The sequence below is a fragment of the Microbacterium sp. Leaf436 genome, assembly GCF_001424715.1.
Lineage (GTDB): Bacteria > Actinomycetota > Actinomycetes > Actinomycetales > Microbacteriaceae > Microbacterium.
Genome location: NZ_LMRB01000004.1, coordinates 168,143 through 193,277, shown reverse-complemented (window position 1 = coordinate 193,277; position 25,135 = coordinate 168,143). Strand labels below are relative to the sequence as shown.

Below are 25,135 nucleotides of genomic sequence, written 5' to 3'. Positions count from 1 at the left end.
CCACGCCGCCTCGGTCGGTCGAACGGGGGATGCCATGCCGGACACCGCACCGCGCGCCTGGCAGGTCGTCCTGGAGCGCATCGAGGCCGACCTGCGCGATGGACGCCTCACCGCCGGTGATCGGCTGACGCCCGAGCGCGAACTCGCCGCCCAGCTCGGGGTGGGACGCTCCAGCGTGCGCGAGGCCATCCGCGTGCTCGAGGTGCTGGGCGTCGTCCGCACGGCCACCGGCTCGGGACCGAACGCGGGGGCGATGATCGTCACCACACCGCGTGGGGGACTGGGGGCGTTCCTGCGCCTGCAGGTGGCCGCCAACGGCTTCCCACTGGCCGACGTCGTGCGCACCCGCGTGGTGCTCGAGTGCGACGTCGCCGAGCGCCTCGCCCGAGGCGACGCCGACCTCACCGAGGTCACCGGCATCTTGGATGCCATGGATGCCGCCGACCTCGACCCCGTCGAGTTCCTCGCCCTCGACGCGCGCTTCCACCAGGCGCTCGCCGAGGTGTCCGGCAACGCGGTCGTGTCGGCGATGATGGCGGGGCTCCGGAGCTCCATCGAGTCGTACACGCAGGCGGGGGCCGCGCGACTGAGCGACTGGCCCGCCACCGCCGCCCGGTTGCGCGGCGAACATCGCCGCATCGTCGCCGCCGTCGCGGCGGGCGAGGCCGCGCAGGCGCGCGAGAGCGTGCGAGCGCACATCGCCGACTACTACGCCCAGGTGGCTGTCGCGCTGAGTCCCGACGACCGCGGCGACGCCGCCGTCGCCGGTGCGGCGCGAGACGCCGCGACCGTGGACCGGGCCTCGATGCCCGCGAGAGAGGACCCCTCATGACCGACCGTCCCGCGCGCCCGCCGCGCCCCCAGCACGTTCTGCACGTCGTCGCGACGGAGCGGCTCACGCCGCACCTCGTGCGCGTGCGGGCACGGGGCGACGACCTCGCCGCGTTCCGAGAGAGCCCGCACACCGACAAGTACGTCAAGATCACGTTCGCCAAGGCGGAACTGGGATTGGAGCCGCCGTACGACCTGGCGGCGCTGCGCGAGACGCTGAGTCCCGAGGATCTTCCGGTCACCCGCACCTACACGGTGCGTCGGGTCGACGGTGACGAGCTCACCATCGACTTCGTCGTGCACGGTGACGAGGGCCTCGCGGGCCCCTGGGCGGCGTCTGCGCGTCCCGGCGACCGCCTGGTGGTGTCGTCACCCGGGGGAGGCTATGCGCCCGACCCGGCGGCCGCCTGGCACCTGTTCGTCGGAGACGAGTCCGCCATCCCCGCGATCGCCGCCGGTCTCGAGGCGCTAGCCCCGGATGCCGTGGGCATGGCCTTCCTCGAGGTGCAGAACGCCGACGAGCAGGTCGAGCTGGTCGCCCCGGCCGGCGTCGAGGTGCACTGGGTGTACCGCGGCGCAGCGCAGGCGGGTGCGTCAGCGGTGCTGGCCGACGCGGTGGGCTCGTGGCATCCGCTTCCGGGGCGGGGCCAGGTGTTCGCCCACGGGGAGCGCGAGGCGATGAAAGCCCTGCGCGACATCGTCTTCACCCGGTGGGGTCTCGCCCGCGATCAGGTCTCGCTGTCGGGCTATTGGGCCTACGGCCGGACCGAGGACCGGTTCCAGGCCGAGAAGCGCGAGCCGATCGGTCAGATCCTCTGACACGGGCATCGCCGCGGCCTCGGCCCGGCTCACCGAGCCGGGCGCGACGTCAGGCGCCGGTGCGCTCCGGCAGTGTGGGCACGAGCGTCTCGAGGAACGCGGCGGTGTCCTCCCACCCGTGCACGGCCTGGCACTCCACGCCCATCGCCAGCACGGGGTAGTCGTTGCCGTCGGGGTCGAGGCGGTCGCCGACGAAAAGCATGTCGTCGAGGGGGATGCCGGTGGCCTCGGCGAGCTTGTTCATGCCGTAGGCCTTGTCGATGCCGCGGTGGGTGATGTCGACGGACGTCGACCCGCCCGAGCGCACCTCGAGATCGGGGATGCGGGCGGCGACGGCTTCGCGCAGGGCGTTCTTCTTCTCGCCCGTCGGGTCCCACGCCATCTTCGCGTCGAGGGGAGCCGACTGTCCGAGCGCCGAGAAGGTGATCTGCGAGCCCCGGTCCTCGAGGATGTCGCCCCAGGGCTCGGCCTCCCACAGCCCCAGGCGCTCGGCCTCTTCCTTCACGGCGGCCAGGGCGCGCTGCTTCTCGTCGTCGGTGAGCGAGTGGGCGTAGACGGTCTCGATGCCGTCGGTCGACAGGCGGTAGTACTGGGTGCCGCACGTGGGCATGAGGTGCAGGTGTGCCAGAAGGGCCGGGTCGGCCTGCGGCAGACGCTCGACGACCTGGCTGCGGAACTGCTGCAGCTGCCCACCCGAGATGATCGCGACCTCGACGCGCTCGGCGAGAGCCAGGAGCAGGTCGCCGATGCGCGGATCGATCGCGGACTTCGACGGGGCGAGGGTGTCGTCGAGGTCGAAGGCGACGAGGCGGGGCGAGGCGTCGGACACGGTTCTCCTGAGGAGGTCGGTGGTCGTCGCCACGCGGACGTGCGGGGCGCGGGCCGGCGGAGTGCGCTGCCTCGTCGATTCTACGGGCGAGGGTGTGCTCGCCCCGTCGACCGCGGAGACGGCCGAGGTGGGTGACCCGGTGAGCTGCGGCGTCTCACGCCGCGCGGGTCAGGGTGCCGATGCGCGTGTCGTCACGGTCGAACACCGTCATGGTGTCGCCGTCGACGCGCGCGCGGGCGGCGGTCCGCAGCCAGGTGTCGACACCGAGGCAGGCCTTCATCGTCGACATCCCCCGCCGGAACTCGAGCGCATCGCCGTCGCGCACGTAGGAGCCGGCGACCCCGTTGCAGCCGTCGCTGCCGCGCAGATCGCCATCGGTGAACTCGAGGAATTCGGAACCGTGCCCGTTCCAGCGACCCTCTTCTTCGGCGGGGGAGGACCCATTGATCCGCCCGCCGCCGGACACCATTCCGATTCCGACGAATGCAGTTGCGGCGAGGGCGAGAATGCGGGGGAACATGAGAGTCTCCTCATTTACGAACGAATGCGGAAAAAAAGTCATAAAGAACTATCAGGTTGTCGTAGGGTAGGCCGCGACGCTGAGAGGTGGGTGGGGACCCGAATGGCGATCCCCGTCCTTCTCGTTGTGCGTTTTTCCATCAAACACATGAGATGAGACGATGACACGAAACATGAAGCGTTTGGGGTGGGCCGGAGCATCGGCCGCCGTCGCGCTCACCGCGTCCGGTCTGCTGGCCCCTGCTGTGGCCTTCGCCGGTGAAGACCAGTCGACCGCCCCCACCACGGGCCCCGAATTCGATGCCACCGCGCAGCGGCTCATGACGAGCAGCGACCAGGTGCAGGGCGTCGCCAAGGACGGCTCGGGCAACGTCGTGGTGTACACCACGGCCGACGAAGCCGACCTCCAGGGTGAGGCCAAGTCGTTCGTCGACACGAAGTCGAACGTCGTCGTCAAGAAGATCGACCCCATCAAGGCTGCCGCGACCAACGACCTCGTCGGCGGCGCCGGATACCTTTCCCCCGCCGGTGGCAACTCCGTCGCCCTCTGCTCGGTCGGTTTCACCGGCTGGACGCCGCAGGGTGACCCCGCGGTCATCACCGCCGGTCACTGCAACGCCGACGGCTCCCTCACCGAGAGCCTGCTCTCGCTCCCCTCGGGCGACCCGGCCGGCGGCGGCGACAAGAACAACGCCGACATCGCCGTCAAGGCGCCGCTCGGCACCCTGGCGTTCTCGCAGTTCGGCGGACCGGGCAACACCCCGGGCGCCGAGGGCGACACCTCGTCGGTCGACATCGCCACCATCGATGTGACCAACACCGACCTCGACCTCCTCCCCGAGATCACCGACTGGACCACGGCCTCGTCCGAGGACCTGTCGGCGTCGACGACCGACGTCCGCGCCATCGGCTCGGCGCAGGTCAACCAGCCGGCTTCCAAGTCGGGCCGCACGACCGGTCTCACCACCGGTAACGTCACCGGCGTCGAGGGCTGGATGCGCGTCGCCGAAGAGAACGACGTGCGTTGGGTCTACGGATTCGCCGTCGAAGGCGACATCGACACCGTTCAGGGTGGCGACTCCGGTGGAGCCGTCTTCCAGGGCACGACCGCTGTCGGCGTGGTCTCCGGTGGTAACGAGACCGGTACCTTCCTCTGGGCCGCCGACCTGCAGGCCGGCCTGGCTCGCACCGACGGCTACTCGGTCGCCGTGAAGGTCGACGCTCCCGCACTGACGACCCCCGCCGATGGCGGCACGGTCGGCGTCGGCGGCGCCATCTCGGGCACCGCCCCCGCGGGCACCACCCTGAAGGTCACCCCCGAGGGTGGCGACACCTTCGACGTGGCCGTCGACGGTTCGGGCAACTGGAGCTTCACCGCTCCCGACAAGCTCGGCACCTTCTCCTTCTCGCTGCGCGCGGTCAACGGCTTCAACAAGTCGGCTTCGGTCGACGCGTCGGTCGAGGTCAAGGCGGAGGCCCCGGTCATCACGAGCCCGGCCAACGGTTCGACCGTCGAGAACGAGGTCACCTCGATCTCGGGCACCGGCCTCGCCGGCGCCACCGTGACCCTCGCGGGTGACGCGAAGGGCAGCGCCAAGGTCGCCGCCGACGGCACCTGGTCGGTCACCACCGACCTCGCCATCGGCACCTACTCCGTCACCGCCACGCAGGCGCGCGACGGTCAGACCTCGGCCGAAGCCACCTCGTCGTTCACGGTCGCCCCGTCGGCTCCGACCATCACGGGCATCCAGGACGGTGCCTCGTACTCGGGTGCGGCGATCCCCACCTCGGTCTCGGGCACCGGTGTCAACGGTGCGGCGATCTCGGTCACGATCAACGACGCGAAGGTCGGCGAGACCACCGTCAAGGACGGCAAGTGGTCGATCGTGCTGAAGAACGCTCTCGGTGAAGGCGCCTACGCGGTCGTCGCCACCCAGACGGTCAACAGCGTCTCCAGCTCGGCTTCGGTCAGCTTCTCGGTCGCCGCGGCTCCCGCCCCGGCGCCCTCGCCCTCCGGTACCCCTGCCCCCGGTGGCAACCCCGGTAACGGCAACGGCAACGGTGGCGGCGGCCTCGCCGTGACCGGTATGGGTGACCCGACTCCGCTGGCCTGGGGTGCTGTCGCGCTCCTGCTCGGTGGCTTCGGTGCCTTCGGTTACCGTCGTCTGCGCCGCGCAACCCGCTAAGCGCGTCTGAAGAGCACCCCCGGTGCCTCCCCGTTTCGGGAGGTACCGGGGGTGCTTTTTGTCGCGTGGGCCGTTCCCGTCGCCGCGCGGACGTCGTGTCCTCGAAGGTCCCCCGGAGGGCACGTTCATTCCGGTTGATCGAAGGGGCGCAGAAGAATGCGAGAGCACGGGGATCATTCCTCGCGCTTCGGCTTCGCCGGCTGACCCGAGAATGCGGGCTTCGCAGCTGCCGGCGTCCACGTCGCTGTGAGAACTCGTGAGCACGCGGTTACGGAGAAAGGTTGGGGTATGTGCTAGGAAAGGTCACCTTCATAGCTCCGCTCGCAGGCTCGCTTCATCCGGGTCAGGTGGTGACGCCAGCCGTCTCCGTGTTCCTCGGCGAGAGAATTGGGAGTTCGAGCCTGGACGAAACCGGTCTCGGTGATAGTGACTTCTGTGGCGCCGTCTGCGGGTGCGAGGCGGATCACTACATCGAGCGGGTTGTCCCAGTCCGGCTCGCTTTAACTGAAGGCGAGTAGCTGCAGCTCCAGGCAGTGCTTGACTATTCCGGTGGCGTGGCTCGCCTGGCCGTCCTCCATCCACGTCTCATTGAGGGGCAAACCGACAGTCGCCTCGAAGCTCTCGTCCCGCCACCATGTGGCGCGGTTGACCGTCAAGAACCGCCACACGGTGCCCGACTCCGCCGCGATGGATGCCGAAGCCCGCACCGAATCACTCAGCATGAGGCAACCGTAGCGGTAGCTCTATACAGCCGGTTCCAACTGGAGTTCCACTTTTCGAGCTAACCATTCGGGCAGAGCGGTCGACCATAGAGGCAGCCGTCGGTGCGGCGAGGACACACCACGCAGATTGTGTTGCAGGGAGTTCCCGTGCGTCGTCACGGAAGGTCGGCCATGCCGGCTGAGGCGCAGCACGTTGGCACCTAGATGTTGCTGGCCATGAGGTTGTTGACGTCTCCCGGCGCGAGGGGCTTGGGAGGGTATTCGCGCAACACGAGTGCGGTGGTGACGGGGCCGTAGCGCGCGAGTGAGTCGACGATCCTCTCCAGTCGAGCCGCGTCAGCGCAGTGGACGTCGAAGATGAGGCAGTCCTCTCCGGTCACGCGGAGCGTCGATGTGATCTCGTTCGTCTGCGATGCGAGTTGCAGGGCGGGGCCGAGCTGCGCGTGCGTCGTGCGCAAGCGGACTGCTTAAAAATCGCTTGCTGAGCGTGCACGTTCGTGATGATCCCATCATGCTCAATCACGAGGCACGACCGGAGGCCCCGGACAGCGAGAAAGCAGAGGTGGAACGTGGTCGGTTACGTGATCGTCCCCGGGATCGGCGGGTCGGATGACGCGCATTGGCAAACGCTGTGGGAGCGGCAATGGGGCAGTGAGACTGCGATCCGTATCGAGCCGGGGTCGTGGTCCCAGCCGGACCTTCAGGATTGGGTCGAAGCGATTGCGCGAGCTGCGGAGGTCATCGAGTCGCGCGATCGCGATGTCGTGCTGATCGCGCACAGCCTCGGATGCTGGGCGACATCGGAGTGGTTGCAGCAGACAAACTCCCGATACCCGCGAGGAGCGCTCCTCGTTGCACCGCCGGATCCGACGAGTGAGGCATTCCCCGTCGACGCCGCCCCTACCTTCGTAAACGTTGCAGCTCGTCCCCTGACCTGCCCAAGCGTCGTCGTGGCCAGCACGAACGACCCATACTGCGATCTCCGAGTGGCAGAGGAGTTCGCGAGTAGCTGGGGAAGCGATCTGAAGGTGGCCGGCGAACTTGGACATCTCAATTCCGCGAGTGGTGTTAGGGAGTGGACCACGGCTCGGGAACTGCTCGATCGGGTGGCGTCCCGGTGACCTATACCTCTGTTGCCGAGTGACTCACCGGAACGCGCCGCTGAATCCCGAGGGGCGCAAAAGACTCGGTGAACGTTGCCGAACCCGCCCGATCGCGCACGTGGCAGTTGAGATGGGCGTCTCCCGCGCGACCGCGTCAAAGTGGGTGAATCGCTACAAGAAATACGGCAAGCTCGGGCTGGTTGATCACTCCTCCCCCCTCCCCCCGCGCACCAGCCCAACGCCACACCAGGCCGACTGGTGACGCGGGTCGAGGCGATGCGCCGGGAACACAAGTGGTCGGCTTCCCGAATCGCGTTCGAGCTTCACCAGGACGGCACCCCGGTTAGCCGCCGCACGATCACCCGACTGCTGGCGCAACTCGGCTTGAACCGGCGGAAGTTCATCGACCCGAACGGTGGCACCAACCGTGAGCCGCAGAAGATTATCACCAAGAGGCCCGGCCACATGGTGCACATCGACATAAAGAAGACCGAACGCATACCCGACGGCGGCACATAGTAGAAATGGGATCGCGACGCGGGCTGGGGCTTCGGACTCAGAGGTGGCGATCGTGGCGACGCGGTCAGCAAACGCTTCGTCGGGCGCGTCTGGGCCGGGCAGATGAAGGAGTGCAGCGAGGACTGCACCAGGGGTGTCGGGCTTGCGCGCCTGGCGCACGAGGATGGCGAGCCCTCTGGACTCGATCTGGCGAATGCGTTCTGTGCTCAGATCAAACTTTTGAGCGATCTCCGCGAGCGTATGAGGTGCGTCCTCGAAGACGACGAGCACGCGCAGAATCTGCTGCTCACGTGGTCGTCCCCCAATCCAGGCGATTGCTTCGGACATGAGAGCGGCCACATCTCCAAGATCGATCTTCGCGTCGGAGTCCAGGCCGTGACTGATGGGCTCCGGCAGGGGCGTTAACTCCTCCCGGTGGCGCTTGCGGGCTCTTGTCGGTGTCGTGGGCCGGATCGCGAGGGGCTCGTCGGGATGTTCATGGAGGTAACGTCTTGTCGCGGCGGGGGCGTGCTGGCGACTGGACGGCCGCTGCTCCGTTGGCAAGAGGCGGTTGCAGGCAGCAGTGATGCCCCGGGCGGCCTCCCATGCGCTTGGGCGATCTTGTCGACGGCCAGGCCGGATCGGATCTCTTCGACCAACTGTGCGTACTTGGCGGCGCTCCATCTCTCACCGAGGCGCGAGAGAGGCGCGACAGCGTGCTGCTCGTTACCGGGTGCCTCGGAAGAGAGATCCATACGGAGAGTGTCTCGCGGCCCGCTGACATCCCCGCTGCAGCCAGCACGTGAACACGCGTGAGTACGTGGACGTTCGTCAGCGGTAATGATTCTGGCTGCGCGTCGAACGACACGTCCGACTGGTCCTCGAGCGCGCTCGATGCGGCCTGCGTGAAAGTGACGTGGTATGGCACCAGCGTGTCGCCGCCATGCGCGATTTGGTTGAACTGCGTCCGGACCGAATCAGCGTAATTGATTCAGGTGTCTGCGTCACCCTCTTGGGGGCAGTGGCCCACTTCTCAGGATCGTTAGCAGTCGCGCCGTCTCGGTGACAACGGCGGCTCGGGCGGGGGCTATGTATTTTCGCGGGTCGGTGAGCTCGGAATCAGCCTGCAGAACCTCACGGATCGCCCGGGTGAACAGCCCGTTGAGGTGGGTGGAGATGTTGATCTTGGCCATCCCCGATGCCACGGCGGCGGAGAGGTCATCGTCGCTCACTCCTGAAGAACCGTGGAGCACCAGAGGGACGGGGACGGCGCGGGCAATGTCGTTGATTAGGTCGATGTCCAGCTGGGCCGTACGTTGCTGCATCGCATGGGAGCTTCCGACCGCGACCGCGAGAGCGTCCACCCCGGTGTCGCCGACAAAGGCTGCGGCCTCGAACGGGTTCGTGCGCACCCCCGGGGCGTGAACGCCGTTCTTCCCGCCGATCACCCCTAGCTCTGCTTCCACCCCGACACCGGCGCGATGGCATATTTCGACCACCTGAGCGGTTGTTGAGACATTGTCGACAAACGAAAGATGCGCCCCGTCAAACATCACGGAATCAACGCCAAGGTCCACACCTTGCCGAATCATGTCGACGTCCGTGATGTGGTCCAAGTGCACGAGAGCTTGCACGGGAAGATCTCGACCGATCGCCTGCGTGGCTGCGAGGATCGGCTTCAGGCCGCCGTGATACCCAATACAGTTCTCGCTGATCTGAAAAATGACCGGAGTTCCGGCGGCGGCTGCGCCCCCGGCGATCGCCTCGGCGTGCTCCAGCAGGACGACATTGAACGACCCGATTGCCGATTGATGCGCACGGGCATTGTCGAGGAGTGACCGGAACGTCGTCATGTCCTTGAAGCCTCTTCCGTTGAGCCGGGATCACAGATGTGCGGCACCCTGGGTCATGCCTGCCGGGCTTTCGTGTAACGGACGGCCGCGATCTTCGACTCTAAAGTCCAGGGCTGTCTAGCCCTCACTTGTCGCCTCAAATGCTCAATGGGAGTGATCACGAGGAGCTGACCACATGCACTTGCACCCCCGATTCTCGAATCAGTGCGAGCTCGTCGGAGGGTGCGGTGTCGTCGGTGACCACGTCTTGGATGAGCTCCAGGCCCGCCATTGTCGTCATAGTGATCCGTCCAATCTTCGATCCGTCGCATACAACGATCACCCGCTGCGCGTGCTCCACCATCGCCCGGTTGGCGCGTGCTTCTGTCTCGTCGTGCGTCGTGACCCCCGACTGGGCTGTGACACCGTCAGCGCCGAGAAATGCGGTCCCCACGTTGAACGCCCGGAACGCCGCCTCGGTCAGTGGTCCGACGGCCTCGAGAGAGTTCGCGCGCAACGATCCCCCTGTCACGATCACTTTTAGTCGCGGAGCCGTGACCGCCTCGACAGCGATGGAGAGTGCGTTCGTCAGGACTGTGGTGTCACGCCGGTTGCGAAGGGCTCTTACGACTTCGCTGGTGGTCGTCCCTCCGCTGACCGCGACGGCCTGAGGGCCTAGCTCGAGCAGGCCGGTGGCGTAGCGAGCGATCCGGCGTTTTGCGACGGTCGCCTGCGATGAACGCAACCGCACCGGGATCTCCATCGTCTGGGTGACCACTCGCACTCGTCCATGAGTGCGGGCCACAAGACCTTGTGAAGTGAGGAGGGAAAGGTCCCGCCGCAACGACGTGGCAGAGATCTGCAAACGGTGGGCCAAATCGCTGATCTCCATGTCATCACGCCCGACCAGCAGCTCCAAAATAATTCGCATCCGTTCCTGACGTCGGCTTCCAATCGGTGCATCGTTTTCAGTGGGTCGGTACTCCATTGGACTAGCTCCAGGTGCTCATACATGCAGTTTTATTGATCATATCGGGACGCATCTTGCACGAATGGTCATTTCGTTCGCACACTGCATACACGAGCTTTGCCGCCTCAACTCAGCCAATGTTGCCACCACTAGGAGCGCTCATGACCAGCCCCCTCCAGACCCTGATTCAGGCTCACAAGTCCGGCCCATCCCGGGGAATTTACGCCGTCTGCTCCGCGCACCCAACAGTTCTGCGAGCGTCTCTGCGCCAGGTCCGAGAGGACCGTACCCCTCTACTGGTGGAGGCCACATCGAACCAGGTCGATCAGTTCGGCGGCTACACCGGCCGAACGCCCGAGCAGTTCCGCGACGACCTGTTCACCCTCGCAGACGAGGAGCAAGTGCCTCGAGAGCAAATCATCCTCGGCGGTGACCACCTCGGTCCGAACCGGTGGCGTGATCAGGGTCCCGCCGCCGCGATGGAACTCGCGGAGGAGCTCGTGCGCAGCTACGTTCGCGCCGGTTACCAGAAGATCCACCTCGACTGCAGCATGGCCTGCGCGGGGGACACCGTTCCGCTCGCCGACGACACCGTCGCCGACCGCGCCGTCCGTCTGATGTGGGCGGCCGAAGATGAGGCGATCAAGACCGGGATTGACCGCTCGAACCTGGTCTACGTCATCGGCACCGAGGTCCCCACCCCCGGTGGTGCCACCGAAACCCTCGAGCATCTCCGACCCACCTCGCCTGACAGCGCCCGGCAAACGCTGGAGGTGCACCGCTCAGCAGTGCAGAAAGCCGATCTCGCTGACGCGTGGACGCGAGTAATCGCGCTGGTCGTCCAACCGGCTGTCGAATTTGACCACCTACAAGTGGTCGACTATCTCCCCGAGGCGACGCAGCAGCTGCGCGCGATTCTCGATGACGAACCGACCCTGGTATTCGAGGCACACTCCACCGACTACCAGCGTCCCGAAAACCTCCGCGCCCTCGTCGAGGGCAACTGGATCATCCTGAAGGTTGGTCCCGGCCTGACCTTCGCGCTCCGGGAGGCACTGTTCGCCCTCGCCGCCATCGAGCAAGAGATTGTCCCGGCAGACACGGCGTCCCGGCTGCGTGCCGTCATCGAAGAGCAGATGGCCGCAGACCCGAAATGGTGGGCCAACTACTACGAAGGCGACCCGCACGAGCAGCGCATGGCTCGCGGCTTCAGCTACAGCGACCGTCTGCGCTATTACTGGCCCAATCCGATCATCAACGCAGCCGTCACCACCCTGATCAAAAACCTCCGGTCGGCGGGAATCCCCGAGCCGCTCCTCAGCCAGTACTTGCCGGCCCAGTACCTGCGTGTGCGCGCCGGTCACCTGACGGCCGACCCGGAAGAACTCGTCATCGACAAGGTGCGCGATGTCCTCCGTGACTACGCGGCCGCATGCACGCCCACTGGAATCTGAAAGAGAGCGAACTGATGACCATCACCGACCCTCGCGTCGATACCACGAGAACTCCCACCGCGACGTATCGAGAGATCGTGCGCCAGCCCGAGACATGGCGGCAGAGCGCCGACCTGCTGCGCAACCGGCGCCCCGAGATCACTGCGTTCCTTGCGCCGCTGCTCGCTCAGCGTGATCTGCGCATCGTACTCACCGGGGCCGGTACCTCCGCCTTCGTCGGCGAGATTGCCGCCACCACCCTGTCGAAGGCCCTTGACCGCCGTGTCGAGGCCATCGCGACCACGGACATCGTGTCCAACCCGGCTGCGGTATTCGCCCAGGACCTGCCCACCCTGGTCGTCTCGTTCGCACGATCAGGCAACAGCCCCGAAAGCGTCGCCGCCACGAACCTGGCCACCCGGGTGCTCACCTCCGCACACCACCTGGTGATTACTTGCGATGAGGATGGGGAGCTCGCTCGGGCCCACATCGGCACGCAGTCGCTGGTCCTGGTCCTTCCGCCGACCACGAACGACACCGGTTTCGCGATGACCTCAAGCTTTAGCTCAATGCTGCTGACCGTACTGGGCAGTTTCATCGAAGAACTGCTTGAGCACGTGGACGGGCTGGCCGATGACGTGGCCCGCTTCATCAGCCGGGAAGAAGAACGCATCAATTCTTTGCTCGACTTCCCGTTTCGCCGCGTCGTCTACCTCGGCAGCGGCCCGCTGACGGGTCTCGCACGAGAGTCGGCCCTCAAGATGCTCGAACTCACCGCGGGGCAAGTGGTCGCCTTCTTCGACTCTCCGCTGGGGTTCCGACACGGCCCCAAGGCCCTCGTCGACGACGAAACCCTCGTGGTCGTCTTCCAGTCCGCAGAGGAATACACCGCCCAGTACGACGACGACATCGTCGCCGAGCTGCGGGCAGCCCACCCGACGCACGTGGTTCGGGTGGGTGTCCACGAAGCGCCCATCGACCAGGACTTTATGCTGGGAGCACCGACCGCACCCGATGCACTCCGTGCCGTGTCCCTCATCGTATTCGCTCAACTCCTTGCCCTCGACACCTCGATGAACCTGGGCTGCACACCGGACAACCCCTTCCCTAACGGATCGGTGAACCGTGTTGTTCAGGGCGTCCGAATCCACCCCTTCACCGCTGAGGAGGAGGGACGGTGAGCTACTACCTCGGAATGGACGGGGGCGGAACAAAAACCGCGTTCCTCCTGATCGACGGGTCTGGAACCCCGATTGCTTCGTCCAAGCAGTCCAGTTCCTACTACTTCGACGAAGGTATCGAGCTGCTCGAACGGGTGCTGCGCGCCGGCCTCGCCGAGGTCACCCAGGTGGCCAGCATCACCCCCGCCGAGATCGACTTCGCGTTCTTCGGTGTCCCCGGCTTTGGGGAGGCCAGCGGCGACGTGGAACGCATTGATGACATCGCCCGCAAGGCGCTGGGACACGGTCGTTACCAGTGCGGGAACGACATGATCGGCGGCTGGGCAGGCTCGCTTGGCGGCGAGGACGGCATCAACGTCATCGCCGGTACCGGGTCGATGGCGTACGGGGAGCGCGGCGGCATTGGGCAGCGCGTCGGAGGCTGGAGCGAAGTATTCGCCGACGAAGGATCGGCCCACTGGATCGGCATCGCTGGCCTCAACGCCTTCAGCCGGATGGCCGACGGTCGGATGACGAAGGGCCCCCTCTACGACCTGATGCGGGAGCGGGTCGGAGTCACCCACGACCTCGATCTCATCGGCGTAGTGGTCAGCGAGTGGGGCGCGAAGCGCACCAGCATTGCCGACCTGGCGAAGGTGGTCATGACCGCCGCCGACCTGGGCGACCCGCACGCTTCCCGCATCCTCCTCGAGGCAACCGAAGAACTGGTCGAGCTCGTAGTGACGCTGCGCGGCGCTCTGGGATTCCAGCCCGACGAGATCGCCAAGGTGTCATATTCCGGCGGGATGTTCTCCGCGCCGTCCTTCCTCGCCACGTTCGCCGCTGGGCTGAGCCGGACCGGGCAGGGATACCAGCTGGTGACACCTCACCACACCCCGGATCTGGGAAGCGCGCTCTACGCACTGAAGCTCTCCGGCGCCAACCTCCCCCTCCTGCCCGCAACTGCTTAGCCCTCTCCCGGCGACCGTGTGGCCGCCCCCCCGCCGTGACCGTCACGGCGGCACAAGTCAAGGAAGACATGATGAAAAAGACCAACTCATGGCTCGTCTACGCTGGACTCCTCGTCCTCTTTTGGGGAGTGTGGGGGGCATTTTCCGCAGCGCCCACCAACCTCTACGGGTACCCGCAAGAGATGATCTACGTCATCTGGGCGATCACGATGATCATCCCAACGGTGTTCATCGTCGCCCGTCAGAGGAAGTTTGACCGACGCGGAATCGCCGCCTTCTACGGCCTTATCATCGGCCTGACCGGCGCCGGGGGGCAGCTGCTCCTGTTCCAGGCACTCGTCATCGGACCCGCTTACCTGATTTTCCCCATCGTGTCTATCTCGCCTGCCATCACAGTGCTCATGGCGGTCGCGTTCCTGCGCGAACGGCTGTCGAAGCTCGCCGTCGGCGGCCTGGTCGCCGTGCTCGCCGCGTTGGTGCTGTTCAGCGTGTCCGGCAGCGCCGACGGGACGAGCTCGGGCCCATGGCTGCTCATCGCCATCGGCGTCTGCATCGCGTGGGGCGTGCAGGCATTCTTCATGCGCAAGGCGGCGACGGTCGGCGTGAACGACGCGACCACCTTTTCCTGGATGACCATCAGCGGCATCATCCTGATCCCGTTCGCGATTTTGATGATGGGGGGGCTACCGCTGGACGCGCCCTGGCAGGCGCCAGCGCTGACCGCAGGCACCCAGGTGCTGAACGCGATCGGCGCGCTCTTCCTGGTGATGGCCTTGAGTCGAGGGAAAGCATCCGTCGTCGCGCCGGTCACCAATGCCCTGGCCCCGGTGTTGACCGTGGTGATCGCGCTCATCGCCTACCAGACGCTGCCGTCCATCTACGGCACTATTGCGATCATCCTCGCCCTTCTTGGCTCCACCCTGATGGTCTACTCCGACGAGAGGCGGGGAGAAGATCTGGCCGCCGGCGCGGACCCCGTCCTGGCGGAACGCGCCGCGACCGCGAAAGAAGAAAAGGTCTGACCCAATATTCGGATGGGGCCCGTGGTCTGCATGGACCGCCGGCCCCATCGCTTTCGTTTTACGGAGGCAACATATTCACTCTCGCGGTCGGTGCACATCGACGGTGCGCGATCAACTGGACCATCGAAACCCTTCGTTTCTTGGGGCGAACGCCTGAATTGACCCTGGCCGAGAACGACGTACGCCCGGCTCCTTTTCGGAGCCGGGGCCGCCCCGCGCATTCGTTCTGTCGAGCCTGGGGCGAGTGAAGCGAAACGTTCAACAGCGGTGACGACGGAGGCGGCGGCCGGGTGGCACTTGCCACTGATGCGGGCAGCGAGACAGTGCTGTCGCTCTTCCAGCGCTAAAGCCGGCGATCCAGGGTTCGCACACTGATCCCCGTCTCGCGCACGGGCGCCGCGAGCGTGTCCCGCCCTTGACATGCAGCCGGAGAATCCTCCACCGCTCGCTCGCGTCCATCCAGTATCCACATGTCGGTGGACTCCACCGCGGCTGTTTCGGCCTGTCGCCGGTACAGCGGCGCAGTACGCGACCGACGAATACTCCGTCTGGCAGCTTGCGTCGATCCTGGGCGACATGGGTCTCACGACCCGCGCCTCTGCGAAACGTCCCGAGCGGCCAGTGTCGTCGAGCGCTCTAGCGAAGATTCTTCGGGACCCGTACTACACCGGGATGTTGCCGTTCAAGGGGGAGTTATATCCGGGTCGGCACTCTGCGGTGATCACCCAGGAGACCTTCGTCGCGTGTCAATCCATCCTGGATCGCAGGAACCGCAAGGGGGACCGAGACTTCGTCCACTTCCACTATCTCAAAGGAATGCTCTACTGCGGTCTGTGCGCCGATCAAGGACGCACCCGCCGTCTTGTGTATTCACAGAGCACTGGTAACGGCGGCACGTACGAATACTGGGTCCGCTCGGGCAAGCAACGTGACCACTGCACCCTTGGCACCCTTCGGATGGAAGACCTTGAGGAGCAGGTCGCTCTCGAGGTCACGCGCGAAGGGTTCACCTCCGACGACATCGAGGCGCTTCGCTCGCGGCTCCATCTAACCCGTGACCACATGGGCGAGAAGGACCGCCAGATGAAGGCTTCTCTCACCGCCGAACTCCGCAAGCTCGAAGACCACGAGGTACGTCTCATTGAGCTAGCGGCCGACGGATCAGTCTCGACACCCAAGCTCCGCGACAAGCTCAACCAGATCACCCTGAAGAAGGGCGCAGTCGCCAACAAGCTCAGTCACACGCTGGCCAGCCTCAATGTCGGCGTCGAGACTGCCGATGCGCAGCTTGATCTTCTCGACAACCCCGGCAAGCTCTACCGCGGTTCACCTCACCACGTCCGGCGAGATGTCCTCGCGGGACTTTTCAACAAATTTACTGTCCATCGCGACGAGCTCGGCGAGGTCGTCCTTGCTGCAGAACGCACGGTGATCAACGCGGCCGTCCAAGAATTGAACGGCCGCTGCGGGAATCACGTCACCCCAGCAAAAAGCGAGGAAGCCTCCCGCATATCTACGGAAGGCTTCCTCGCTAGCACCTTTGAAACTGCTTCTTCGTCCAAAGGTTGGAACATTCTTGAATTGGTCGGGGTGACAGGATTTGAACCTGCGGCCTCGTCGTCCCGAACGACGCGCGCTACCAAGCTGCGCCACACCCCGTTGCAACTAGGAAAGTCTACCCCGTCGGGCGGCATGCTTCGAACCATTGCGGGATTCGGGCGCGCTCGGACGGGCGCGTTCGTCTACGCGGGTTCATCCGTCCGGGTTAGTCAACTCGCACCCCGAGGAGGGAGGCCGCGCGCGTGACGCGGCGGCCTCCCTCCGTTCAGGGCTGCGGAGTGCGACGTCGCCGGGCTGCGTGGGCCGCGACCAGCCCCGCACCGAGCAGCACCGCCGCGAGGCCGCCAGTGGCGCCGAGCGAGGCCGTCGTGACCCCCGTGGCCGCCAGCACGGGTACCGCGGGCAGCGCTGCGGGTGGCGCCGTCGGGAGGGCAGCCGGCACGGGAACCACCGTGGCCGCGGGTGTCAACGCGGGTGTCGGGTCTGCCGGGGGCGTCGGAACGAGCTGCTCGGTCTGCGTGGGCGAGGCGAACCGCTCCACCCACAGGAAGGACGGCGGCAGGTGCGGCACGACATCCGCATCTTGCGCGGAGCGCTCGATGCGCCAGACGGCCGTGTACACACCGGCGCCCGGCAGATCCGCCTCGGTCTGCACGGTGTACGTTCCCGCCCCCTCGAGCGGATCGGTGCGCAGCGTGAGCTGGGCCACGGGCTTCAGCGACGCCGGGACCTCGTCGGCCTCGGCGGGGAAAGCGCCCGTCCGGTAGATGTCGGCGGTGGCCGAGAGGATGACGAACGACCCGTCCGCCCGGCGCGGCCACACGCCGTCCTGTGTCGACACAGTGACGTCGTCGACGAAGCGGCGCCCCTCGAGACGGGCGATCGTCTGCACGCGCGGCGAGAACTGCACGGGCCGGGGCGCGGCATCCTGGGTCGAGAGTTCGAACGTCTGGGGGCCGGCGGGACCGGCGGACTCCTGCTGATCGGGTGTCGAGTAGTACCGGATGGCGGCGGCGCGCACCGAGAAGGAGCCCGTTGCGCGCACCGTGTAGGGCCGCCCGTCGTCCGAGGCCGAGGCGGGGGCGATGATCGCGTAGGTCGCACCCCCGCGCACGTCGTGTCGATCGGCGGACCCCGTGTCGGCGAACACCGCGTTCTGCAGATGCAGTGTGCCCGTGGCATCCGGGTCGACGTCGACGGAGAGTGTGCCGCGCGTGGGGTGGTCCTGCGCCGCCGAGAGCGTCAGCGAGCCGCCGGTGCGGGGCACCCGGATCGCCTCCGCTTCGGCGAGGTACTGCAGGGTGCGTTCCTGGATCGCCGCGCTGTTCTCGGGGCTCGCGCGACGCATGATGAAGTCGATGGCCTCCGGCAACTGGTCGCCGGAATACCCCCACGAGTGGAGCGTCGTGTCGCGGTCGACGATCGCCTTCACGGCCCAGCCCACGCTAGCCGCCTGCACGGCGTCGTCGGTCTGGCCGTACGTGCTGACGAGGTGGTTGATCGAGACGAGCTGCTGCGGGCTGAGGCCGTTCACGTCGGAGGTGACGCCGTGGTCCGTCGTGGGCCCGGTGGCGACGGGCAGACCCGGGTGGATGCAATAGGTGTGCACGTCGCCCACTCGCATGGAGCCGTGCCAACCGGTGCGCGAGAGGGGAGCCCAGGTGCCGAAGCCGGTGCCCTGATCGGCCGCGTGGGCGACCGGAGCGATGGTCAGGCTGCTGAGCAGCACGGCCAGGACGGCCAGGAAGGCCGGGAGGCGACGGCGGGTGGGCGGGGGAGCATGGTTCATGCGGAGTCCCTTCGGTCGAGGAGACTCGATCGTGCTCGCTGAAGGGATGCCCCGGACGGCGAAAGGGGCCGTTCCGTGGAAGGAACGGCCCCTTTCGAGGATGGGGAGAACGGGTCAGCGGGGGAGCAGCGTGAGCAGCGTCGCCTCGGGCCGGCACGCGAAACGCACCGGGGCGTAGATCGAGTGCCCCAGGCCGGCGCTGACGTTGAGGGGCACCGTGCGCCCGTCGTACGTCCACTCGCTCAGACCGCGCGCCTGGTCGAGCGGCAGGTCGCAGTTGGAGACGAGCGCCTTGCGGCTGAATGGCACGCGCACCTGACCACCGTGCGTGTGGCCCGCGAGCAGGACGTCGGCGCCGAGACCCGTGAACGTGTCGAGCGTCCGCCGGTAGGGCGCGTGCATCACGCCGATCCGGAGGTCGGCGGCATCCAAGGTGTCGAGCACGGGCGGGATGAGCTCGGGGCGATCCCAGTTGCGGTGGGCGTCGTTCACGCCGAACGCCGTGATGCGCGTGCCCTTCACCTCGAGCGAGACGGCCGTGTCGTCGAGGATGCTCCACCCCAGATCCACGGCGAAGAAGCGATCGAGCGCGTCGATGTCGAGGTGCTTGTGCGCGGGAAGGTGACCCGAGGGGCCGAGGAAGTACCGCAGCGGGTTGCGGGGCGCGGGCTCCTGGAAGTCGTTGGATCCGTGGACGACCAGACCCGGAACGCCGCGGAGCGACGAGAAGGCGGTGCGCACCCCGACGAGACCGTCGCGGTGGCCCATGTTGTCGCCGGTGTTGACGACGAGGTCGGGGGCCAGCTCGACGAGCCTCGACATCCACTCCTGCTTGCGGTGCTGCCAGGGAGCCATGTGCGCGTCGGACACATGAAGCACCCGGAGGGGCTCCGCACCCGGCGGCAGCACGCGGACAGCGTGATAGCGCACGGTGAAGAGATACCGCTCGATGCCCACTCCCCACACCGCTGCCCCGACAGCGGCCGCCCCCGCGACCCCGAGGGGTGCGAGGGCGGCCGTCGCGAGGGGGCGCGTCACGGGCAGTCCTTGGCGACGATGGCCAGCGTGATGGGCGTGCTCTTGTTCGCCGAGGTACCGCCGGAGGGGCTCGTCGAGGCGACGCGTCCCTCTGCGGGCGCATTGCCGTCCCGCTGACAGGACCCGATCGATACGGTTCCGAACCCGGCCGACAGCATCGCCGCACGCGCGGAGCTGACCGGCTGCCCGGACACATCGGGAACGGTGCCGCCCTGCCCGTTGCCGGGGCTGAGCGTGATGACCGAACCCGCGGCCGCCGAACCCGCGCCGGGGTTCATCGCGGCCACGCGGTCGCCGCCGAACTCGGAGTCGACCGGGTCGCCGATCGAGACGCGGAAACCGGCGCCTTCGAGGGTGGACCGGGCGCTGTCGATGCTCTGACCGACGACGTTCGGGAGGTCGCGCTGGATGGTGCGCAGCAGGTTGGAGGCGGGGTCGGGGAACCGGTCGCCGCCGTAGAAGTCGTCGGACGAGCGCTGGACGTCGGCGGCGAGCGGGTAGCGGATGTCGGAAAGTGCGCGCCCGCCCCAGTACTTGCGGAACAGGTCTTCGCTGCCCTCGTAGTTGCCGACCCAGGCCGCGGTCGTCGTGTTGGTCGACGACTCGATCATCCAGGTCTGCCATCCCTCGTGGGTACCCGTCTTGCCGAGCACCGGGGTGCCGTCGCGCGGGTTGCCCTGCGAGCCGGTGCCGCCGCCGGCCATGACGCCCTGCAGGGCGTAGGCCGCGGTCGCCGCGATCTCGGGGGTCAGCGCGGGCGAGCACGTGCGCTCGGGGATCGCGCGGTCGGCGCCCTTGTTGTCGGTGATCTTGTCGATGACCTTGGGCTGGCACAGCGTGCCGCCGTTCGCCACGGTCGCATACGCGCCGGCCATGGCGATGGGCGAGACGTTGTCGTTTCCGATGACGTTGTTGGCGTACTGCATCGTGATGTCGGTGCCGTCGCCCCGGGTGACGCCCAGCTTCTTCGCGGTCTTGGCAATGTCGCAGAGATCCAGCTGAGCGGCCATCTGCAGGTAGCCGGTGTTCAGCGAGTCGCGCGTGAACATCATGGGGGTTCCCACGTAGCCGCCGTTGTTGGCGAAGTTGTTGATGCGGTCGTTGTTCATGTTGACGTAGTTGCCGGTGCAGGAGTTCGTCATGTTCGGCACCGGACCCATGCGGCCGTTCAGCGTCTCGTTGAGCGAGTGGCCCTTCTCGAGCCAGTCCACGAGCGTGAAGAGCTTGAACGTCGACCCCGCGCTGAAGCCGATCGAGCCGCCGTTCGTGCTGTCACCGGCGAACACGACCGAGTTGAACGACGGATCGGCCTCGGCCTGACCCGGGTCCTGCGTGAACTTCGTGTTCTGCGCGATCGCGAGGATGCGACCGGTCTTCGACTCCGTGTTCACGACCGTCGAACCGAACTTCATGCCGTCGAAGCTCTGCGGCGCGTAGGCGTTCATCGCGTTCTGCGCGGCATCCTGAACCCGCCAGTCGAGCGTCGTCTGGATCGTGAGGCCGTCCTGACGCAGCGCGCGGACGCGCTCGTCGGTGTCGGTGCCGAAGGCCGGGTCGCTCAGGATCGTCGAGACGACGTACTGGCAGAAGTACGGAGCGGCCGACGAGGCGCAGCCCTGGCTGGTGGGCGTGATCACCGGGCTGATCGGCTCGAGGGCGGCCGCCACGTACTGCTCGTGCGTGATCTTGCCGTCGACCTCCATGCGGCTGAGCACGTAGAGCTGTCGGCCCTTGGTCTCGCTGTAGCCGTCGGCGGCGTTGAGCAACTGCTCCTGCGTGATCTCGCCGTTGTCGCGCAGCGTGTACAACGCCTGGATCGTGCCCTGATCGACGTCGTCGATCGAGCCGTCGGGCTGCTTGTTGTACGCCGTGCCGTCGTTGTCGAAGATCGACCCCTCGGCGCGGTCGATGCGGAAGCGGTTGGGGTTCTGCACCATGCCCGCGAGGATCGCCGACTGGCTGACGCTCAGCTGCGAGGCCGGGGTGTTGAAGTAGTACCGCGCGGCGGCGTCGATGCCGTACGTGGTGCCACCGAAGTTCGCGATGTTCAGGTAGCCCAGAAGGATCTGATCCTTCGTGTACTCCTTCTCGAGCTGGATGGCGTAGCGCATCTCCTGCAGCTTGCGCTGGTAGCCCTCGGTGCCCTCGGACTGCACGGCCTCGAGGGCGCACTTCTGAAGTGCCTCGTCGCGCGTCATGCCGGGGTCGCTGTCGGTGGGCTCGACGGCGCGGGCTTCGAGCTCGCAGCGCTGCACGAGCACGTTCTTGACGTACTGCTGGCTGATCGACGAGCCACCCTGCGTCTCGCCGCCCGAGGCGTTGCTCAGCAGCGCGCGGGTGGTGCCGATGAGGTCGACGCCGCCGTGCTGGTAGTACCGCGGGTCTTCCGACGACAGGATCGCGTCGTACATCACCGGGTTGACCTGGTCGAACGTGACGGGGGAGCGGTTCTGGTCGTAGAACTTCGCCAGCACCCGGTCGCCGGCCATGAGCGTCGTCGGCTCCATGAGCTCGTCGGGCTGCAGGTAGCTCGGCATCTTGTCGAAGATGGTGATGGCGCTGGAGGCGGCGGCGCCGGACACGGCGATGGCCGGCGTCACGGCGGCGGTGACCAGGAGTCCGGCGACCGCGCTCAGGCCGACGAGGCCGACGATGCCGCCGAGGGCACCGCTAGCCGTACGTTTGTTCTCGGGCATAGGGTTGATGCTAAGCGACGTTGCTGGGCGATGCCTCGAAGGCGTGCGCCCGCACGCGTACGCGTTCATCCCGCGCGCACGAGTCTGCGCGCGCCGAGTCACCGCCGGGAGCCCGAATGATCACGTGGGAGTACGTCACCACGCCGCTGTTGATCCACAACACCGCCGCGATCCTCAACAACTGGGGCAAGCAGGGCTGGGAGCTCGTGCAGGTCGTGCCCGGTCCCGAGGGTGGGCTCGTCGCCTACCTCAAGCGGCCCACGGGCGGCGGGACGGCCAACGCCGGTCTCGGCGCGGCCGAACAGGCGGCCCGCCAGTTCGAGGGCCAGCAGTGAGCGTCTCGCAGCGCCTGGCGGAGCTGGGCGTCGAGGTGCCCGCCGTCGTCCCGCCCGTGGCGTCCTACATTCCGGCCAAACGGTACGGCGACCTCGTCTACACTTCGGGCCAGTTGCCGATGGTGCAGGGATCGTTGCCGGCGACCGGCAAGGTGGGGGAGTCCGCCGGACTGGTGAGCCCCGCCGACGCTCGTTCCTTCGCCCGCCAGTGCGCGTTGAACGCGATCGCCGCGGCCGCCGCCGTGGCCGGCGGTGTCGACAATCTCACCGGTGTGCTCAAGCTCACCGGGTTCGTGGCATCCGTTCCCGAGTTCACCGGTCAGCCGGGAGTCATCAACGGGGCGAGCGAGTTCTTGGGCGAGGTGTTCGGCGAGGCCGGCGCGCACGCCCGCTCCGCCGTGGGCGTTCCCGTGCTGCCGCTCGACAGCCCCGTCGAGGTCGAGGTGGTCTTCACCGTCGTGTGAGGATCGATTCCGGATGCCGGGCACCCGGCGAGACGAAGGGGACGTGCGGTCGTACCGCGCGTCCCCTTCGTCGTTTCTCGTCCGCGACGGGGATGGCGTCGCGAACGATGGTCTCTGCGATGGCGCCACGCGCCCGCACGGAGTGAGACCGTCGGTCGTGGACGCCGTCGAACACGGCATCCACGACCGGTGATCACTTCACCTGGGCGCTGATCACGCTCATGACGGCGGTGTCGGCGAGCGTCGTGGTGTCGCCCACCTCGCGCCCCTCGGCGACGTCGCGGAGCAGCCGGCGCATGATCTTGCCCGAGCGCGTCTTCGGCAGCTCGCCCACGATGTACACGTCGCGGGGACGCGCGATCGGACCGATCTGCTCGCCCACCCATCTGCGCAGCTCGTCTCCGAGGCCCTCCACCGGGTTCTGCTTGAGGAAGCGGCTCTTGATGATGACGAACGCCACCACCGCCTGCCCGGTCGTCTCGTCGGACGCGCCGACCACCGCCGCCTCGGCGACGCCCTCGTGGCCGACCAGGGCCGACTCGATCTCGGCGGTCGACAGGCGGTGGCCCGAGACGTTCATGACGTCGTCGACGCGCCCGAGCAGCCAGACGTCGCCGTCGTCGTCGAGCCGAGCGCCATCGCCCGCGAAGTAGTACCCCTTGTCGGCGAACTTGTCCCAGTAGGTCTCGCGGTAGCGGTCGGGGTCGCCCCAGATGCCGCGCAGCATGCTCGGCCAGGGCTCGGTGACCACGAGCAGACCGCCGCCGCCATTGCCCACCTTCTCGCCCTGCTCGTCGACGACCGCGATCGAGATGCCGGGTATCGGCACCTGGGCCGATCCGGGCTTGGTTTCGGTGACGCCGGGCAGGGCCGAGATCATGATGGCGCCCGTCTCGGTCTGCCACCAGGTGTCGACGATCGGAGCCTCGCCGGCGCCGATGATGTCGCGGTACCAGATCCACGCCTCGGGGTTGATGGGCTCGCCCACCGAGCCGAGTAGCCGGATCGACGACAGGTCGAACTTCTGCGGGACGTCGCGCCCGATCTTCATGAACGAACGGATCGCGGTCGGAGCGGTGTAGAACACGCTCACACCGTGCTTCTCGATGAGCTCCCACCAGCGGCCCGGGTGCGGAGTGTCGGGGGTGCCCTCGTACAGCAGCTGGGTGGCGCCGTTGGCGAGCGGACCGTAGGTGACGTACGTGTGGCCGGTGATCCACCCGATGTCGGCGGTGCACCAGTACACGTCGGTCTCGGGGTGCACGTCGTGCACGACGCGGTTCGTGAAGGCCGCCTGCGTCAGATACCCGCCGGAGGTGTGCAGGATGCCCTTCGGCTTACCGGTCGTCCCCGACGTGTAGAGGATGAACAGGGGCGTCTCTGCCGGGAATGCCTGCGCCTCGTGCTCGGCCGATGCCGACGGCACGACATCGTGCCACCAGAGGTCGCGGTCGTCGGTCCAATCGACCTCGTTCGCGCCGCGCTTCACGACGATCACGTGTTCGACGGTCTCTTGGATGCCGGATCCGTTGCGGTCGGCGAGAGCCTGATCGACCGCGGGCTTCAGGGGCGACACCTTGCCCTTGCGCCACCCGCCGTCGGCGGTGATGACGACCTTCGCCCCGGCATCGTCGATGCGGGCGCGCAGGCTGTCGGCCGAGAATCCGCCGAAGACGACGGAGTGCACCGCGCCGATGCGGGCGACGGCGAGCATCGACGCAATCGCCTCGGGGATCATGGGCAGGTACAGCGCGACGCGGTCACCCTGCTCCACGCCGAGCTCGGTGAGGACGTTGGCGAGGCGTTTGACCTCGTCGGTGAGCTCGGCGTAGCTGACGTTGCGCTGGTCGCCGGGCTCGCCCTCCCAGCGCAGAGCGATGCGGTCGCCGTGCCCGGCCTCGACGTGGCGGTCGAGGCAGTTGTAGGCCACGTTCAGCTCGCCGTCGCCGAACCACTCGGCGAACGGCGGGTTCGACCAGTCGAGCACGCGGGTGAAGGGAGTGTGCCAGTGCAGCTCGCGAGCCTGGTCCGCCCAGAAGCCCTCGCGATCCGCGGCGGCGCGCTCGTACAGGCTACGATCCGCGACGGCTTGCGCTGCGAACGACGCCGCCGGGGCGAACCGGCGGGTCTCGTTGAGGAGATGGTCGATCTGGCTGCTCATCGCGGCGCTCCTTCGCGTTCACGCGACGCCGCGTCGGTGCGCGACGTCATCACCCGGGTCACGCTATCGACCCCCTCCGACACCGGCCACCTCCGATAGTTGGCATCGGCTCGGGATCAAAACAGGTGATATATCGGGGTGAATGGGTCTGGGAGTTGGCCAGGCCGTTCTCCCACGCGTAACCTAGTCATGCCGGA

General features: G+C 67.1%; 20 protein-coding genes, 1 tRNA gene and 4 pseudogenes. 12 read left to right on the top strand and 13 right to left on the bottom strand.

Annotated features, from left to right (window positions below):
- Positions 1-34: 34 nt before the first annotated feature.
- Positions 35-832 (top strand): FadR/GntR family transcriptional regulator, encoded by a 798-nt coding sequence (locus ASG45_RS13205; RefSeq protein ID WP_082516610.1) that lies wholly within the window; start codon positions 35-37, stop codon positions 830-832.
- Entirely contained in the window at positions 829-1,650 is an 822-nt protein-coding gene (locus tag ASG45_RS13200) for a siderophore-interacting protein (RefSeq protein WP_055838464.1), read from the top strand. Before ASG45_RS13205 ends, ASG45_RS13200 begins: the two co-directional genes overlap by 4 nt.
- 49 nt (positions 1,651-1,699) lie before the next feature.
- On the opposite strand, the gene ASG45_RS13195 is transcribed toward ASG45_RS13200, so the two are convergent.
- Complete coding sequence (locus tag ASG45_RS13195; RefSeq protein ID WP_055838461.1) at positions 1,700-2,479, bottom strand: HAD-IIB family hydrolase; 780 nt, start codon at positions 2,477-2,479, stop codon at positions 1,700-1,702.
- A gap of 154 nt (positions 2,480-2,633) precedes the next feature.
- Positions 2,634-2,999, bottom strand: a complete 366-nt coding sequence (locus ASG45_RS13190) for an META domain-containing protein (protein WP_055838457.1) — start codon at positions 2,997-2,999, stop codon at positions 2,634-2,636.
- A 172-nt stretch (positions 3,000-3,171) separates the two neighbouring features.
- On the opposite strand from ASG45_RS13190, the gene ASG45_RS13185 reads away from it, so the two are divergent.
- On the top strand, positions 3,172-5,184 hold the full coding sequence (locus ASG45_RS13185) for a S1 family peptidase (protein ID WP_055838454.1): 2,013 nt from the start codon (positions 3,172-3,174) through the stop codon (positions 5,182-5,184).
- A 293-nt stretch (positions 5,185-5,477) separates the two neighbouring features.
- Here the strand turns inward: ASG45_RS13185 and ASG45_RS16640 are convergent.
- From ASG45_RS16640 to ASG45_RS13175, 3 genes and pseudogenes are all read right to left on the bottom strand, one after another.
- Positions 5,478-5,663: pseudogene (locus ASG45_RS16640) on the bottom strand (SRPBCC domain-containing protein); the annotation flags it as partial.
- Between the two features lie 21 nt (positions 5,664-5,684).
- Positions 5,685-5,906: a hypothetical protein gene (locus tag ASG45_RS16635; RefSeq protein WP_235561620.1), complete on the bottom strand. Its 222-nt coding sequence runs from the start codon at positions 5,904-5,906 to the stop codon at positions 5,685-5,687.
- Positions 5,907-6,106: 200 nt separating this feature from the next.
- Positions 6,107-6,364 carry an Lrp/AsnC ligand binding domain-containing protein gene (locus ASG45_RS13175; RefSeq protein ID WP_200943420.1) on the bottom strand — a complete coding sequence of 86 codons (258 nt, stop codon included), beginning with the start codon at positions 6,362-6,364 and terminating at the stop codon, positions 6,107-6,109.
- Between the two features lie 42 nt (positions 6,365-6,406).
- On the opposite strand from ASG45_RS13175, the gene ASG45_RS15980 reads away from it, so the two are divergent.
- Complete coding sequence (locus ASG45_RS15980) at positions 6,407-7,027, top strand: RBBP9/YdeN family alpha/beta hydrolase (RefSeq protein ID WP_082516608.1); 621 nt, start codon at positions 6,407-6,409, stop codon at positions 7,025-7,027.
- A 19-nt stretch (positions 7,028-7,046) separates the two neighbouring features.
- Positions 7,047-7,522 (top strand): annotated as a pseudogene (locus ASG45_RS16630) (helix-turn-helix domain-containing protein); the annotation flags it as partial.
- Positions 7,523-7,705: 183 nt separating this feature from the next.
- Here the strand turns inward: ASG45_RS16630 and ASG45_RS16625 are convergent.
- From ASG45_RS16625 to ASG45_RS13155, 3 genes and pseudogenes are all read right to left on the bottom strand, one after another.
- A pseudogene (locus tag ASG45_RS16625) lies at positions 7,706-7,855 on the bottom strand (sigma factor-like helix-turn-helix DNA-binding protein); the annotation flags it as partial.
- A 656-nt stretch (positions 7,856-8,511) separates the two neighbouring features.
- Complete coding sequence (locus ASG45_RS13160) at positions 8,512-9,360, bottom strand: class II fructose-bisphosphate aldolase (RefSeq protein ID WP_055838448.1); 849 nt, start codon at positions 9,358-9,360, stop codon at positions 8,512-8,514.
- A 157-nt stretch (positions 9,361-9,517) separates the two neighbouring features.
- The gene (locus tag ASG45_RS13155; protein WP_055838443.1) at positions 9,518-10,327 is read right to left on the bottom strand and encodes a DeoR/GlpR family DNA-binding transcription regulator; all 810 of its coding nucleotides are present in this window, start codon (positions 10,325-10,327) and stop codon (positions 9,518-9,520) included.
- Positions 10,328-10,470: 143 nt separating this feature from the next.
- Between ASG45_RS13155 and ASG45_RS13150 the strand changes: the two genes are divergently transcribed.
- The 5 genes and pseudogenes from ASG45_RS13150 to ASG45_RS16775 form a co-directional block, all read left to right on the top strand.
- A complete protein-coding gene (locus tag ASG45_RS13150; protein WP_055838440.1) occupies positions 10,471-11,763 on the top strand; it encodes a D-tagatose-bisphosphate aldolase, class II, non-catalytic subunit in 1,293 nt (430 codons plus the stop codon).
- A 14-nt stretch (positions 11,764-11,777) separates the two neighbouring features.
- Positions 11,778-12,923, top strand: coding sequence for an SIS domain-containing protein (locus ASG45_RS13145; RefSeq protein WP_055838437.1), 1,146 nt, complete (start codon positions 11,778-11,780; stop codon positions 12,921-12,923).
- Positions 12,920-13,873, top strand: coding sequence for an N-acetylglucosamine kinase (locus ASG45_RS13140; protein ID WP_156459448.1), 954 nt, complete (start codon positions 12,920-12,922; stop codon positions 13,871-13,873). The genes ASG45_RS13145 and ASG45_RS13140 overlap by 4 nt, the downstream gene beginning before the upstream one ends.
- Before the next feature lie 68 nt (positions 13,874-13,941).
- Positions 13,942-14,895: a DMT family transporter gene (locus tag ASG45_RS13135; protein WP_055838434.1), complete on the top strand. Its 954-nt coding sequence runs from the start codon at positions 13,942-13,944 to the stop codon at positions 14,893-14,895.
- A 420-nt stretch (positions 14,896-15,315) separates the two neighbouring features.
- A pseudogene (locus tag ASG45_RS16775) lies at positions 15,316-15,867 on the top strand (recombinase family protein); the annotation flags it as partial.
- Between the two features lie 610 nt (positions 15,868-16,477).
- On the opposite strand, the gene ASG45_RS13130 reads toward ASG45_RS16775, so the two are convergent.
- The 4 genes from ASG45_RS13130 to ASG45_RS13115 all read right to left on the bottom strand — a co-directional run bounded on the left by ASG45_RS13130 (position 16,478) and on the right by ASG45_RS13115 (position 21,978).
- A tRNA-Pro gene (locus tag ASG45_RS13130) sits at positions 16,478-16,554 on the bottom strand.
- Positions 16,555-16,720: 166 nt separating this feature from the next.
- Positions 16,721-18,244, bottom strand: coding sequence for a hypothetical protein (locus tag ASG45_RS13125; RefSeq protein WP_055838430.1), 1,524 nt, complete (start codon positions 18,242-18,244; stop codon positions 16,721-16,723).
- A gap of 114 nt (positions 18,245-18,358) precedes the next feature.
- On the bottom strand, positions 18,359-19,282 hold the full coding sequence (locus tag ASG45_RS13120) for a metallophosphoesterase (RefSeq protein ID WP_055838427.1): 924 nt from the start codon (positions 19,280-19,282) through the stop codon (positions 18,359-18,361).
- Positions 19,279-21,978, bottom strand: coding sequence for a transglycosylase domain-containing protein (locus ASG45_RS13115; RefSeq protein WP_055838423.1), 2,700 nt, complete (start codon positions 21,976-21,978; stop codon positions 19,279-19,281). The genes ASG45_RS13120 and ASG45_RS13115 overlap by 4 nt, the downstream gene beginning before the upstream one ends.
- Before the next feature lie 116 nt (positions 21,979-22,094).
- Between ASG45_RS13115 and ASG45_RS13110 the strand changes: the two genes are divergently transcribed.
- The gene (locus ASG45_RS13110; protein WP_055838421.1) at positions 22,095-22,313 is read left to right on the top strand and encodes a DUF4177 domain-containing protein; all 219 of its coding nucleotides are present in this window, start codon (positions 22,095-22,097) and stop codon (positions 22,311-22,313) included.
- Entirely contained in the window at positions 22,310-22,777 is a 468-nt protein-coding gene (locus tag ASG45_RS13105; protein ID WP_055838418.1) for a RidA family protein, read from the top strand. The genes ASG45_RS13110 and ASG45_RS13105 overlap by 4 nt, the downstream gene beginning before the upstream one ends.
- Before the next feature lie 193 nt (positions 22,778-22,970).
- Here the strand turns inward: ASG45_RS13105 and acs are convergent, their stop codons facing one another.
- Positions 22,971-24,938, bottom strand: a complete 1,968-nt coding sequence (gene acs, locus ASG45_RS13095; RefSeq protein ID WP_055838412.1) for an acetate--CoA ligase — start codon at positions 24,936-24,938, stop codon at positions 22,971-22,973.
- Positions 24,939-25,135: the final 197 nt, after the last annotated feature.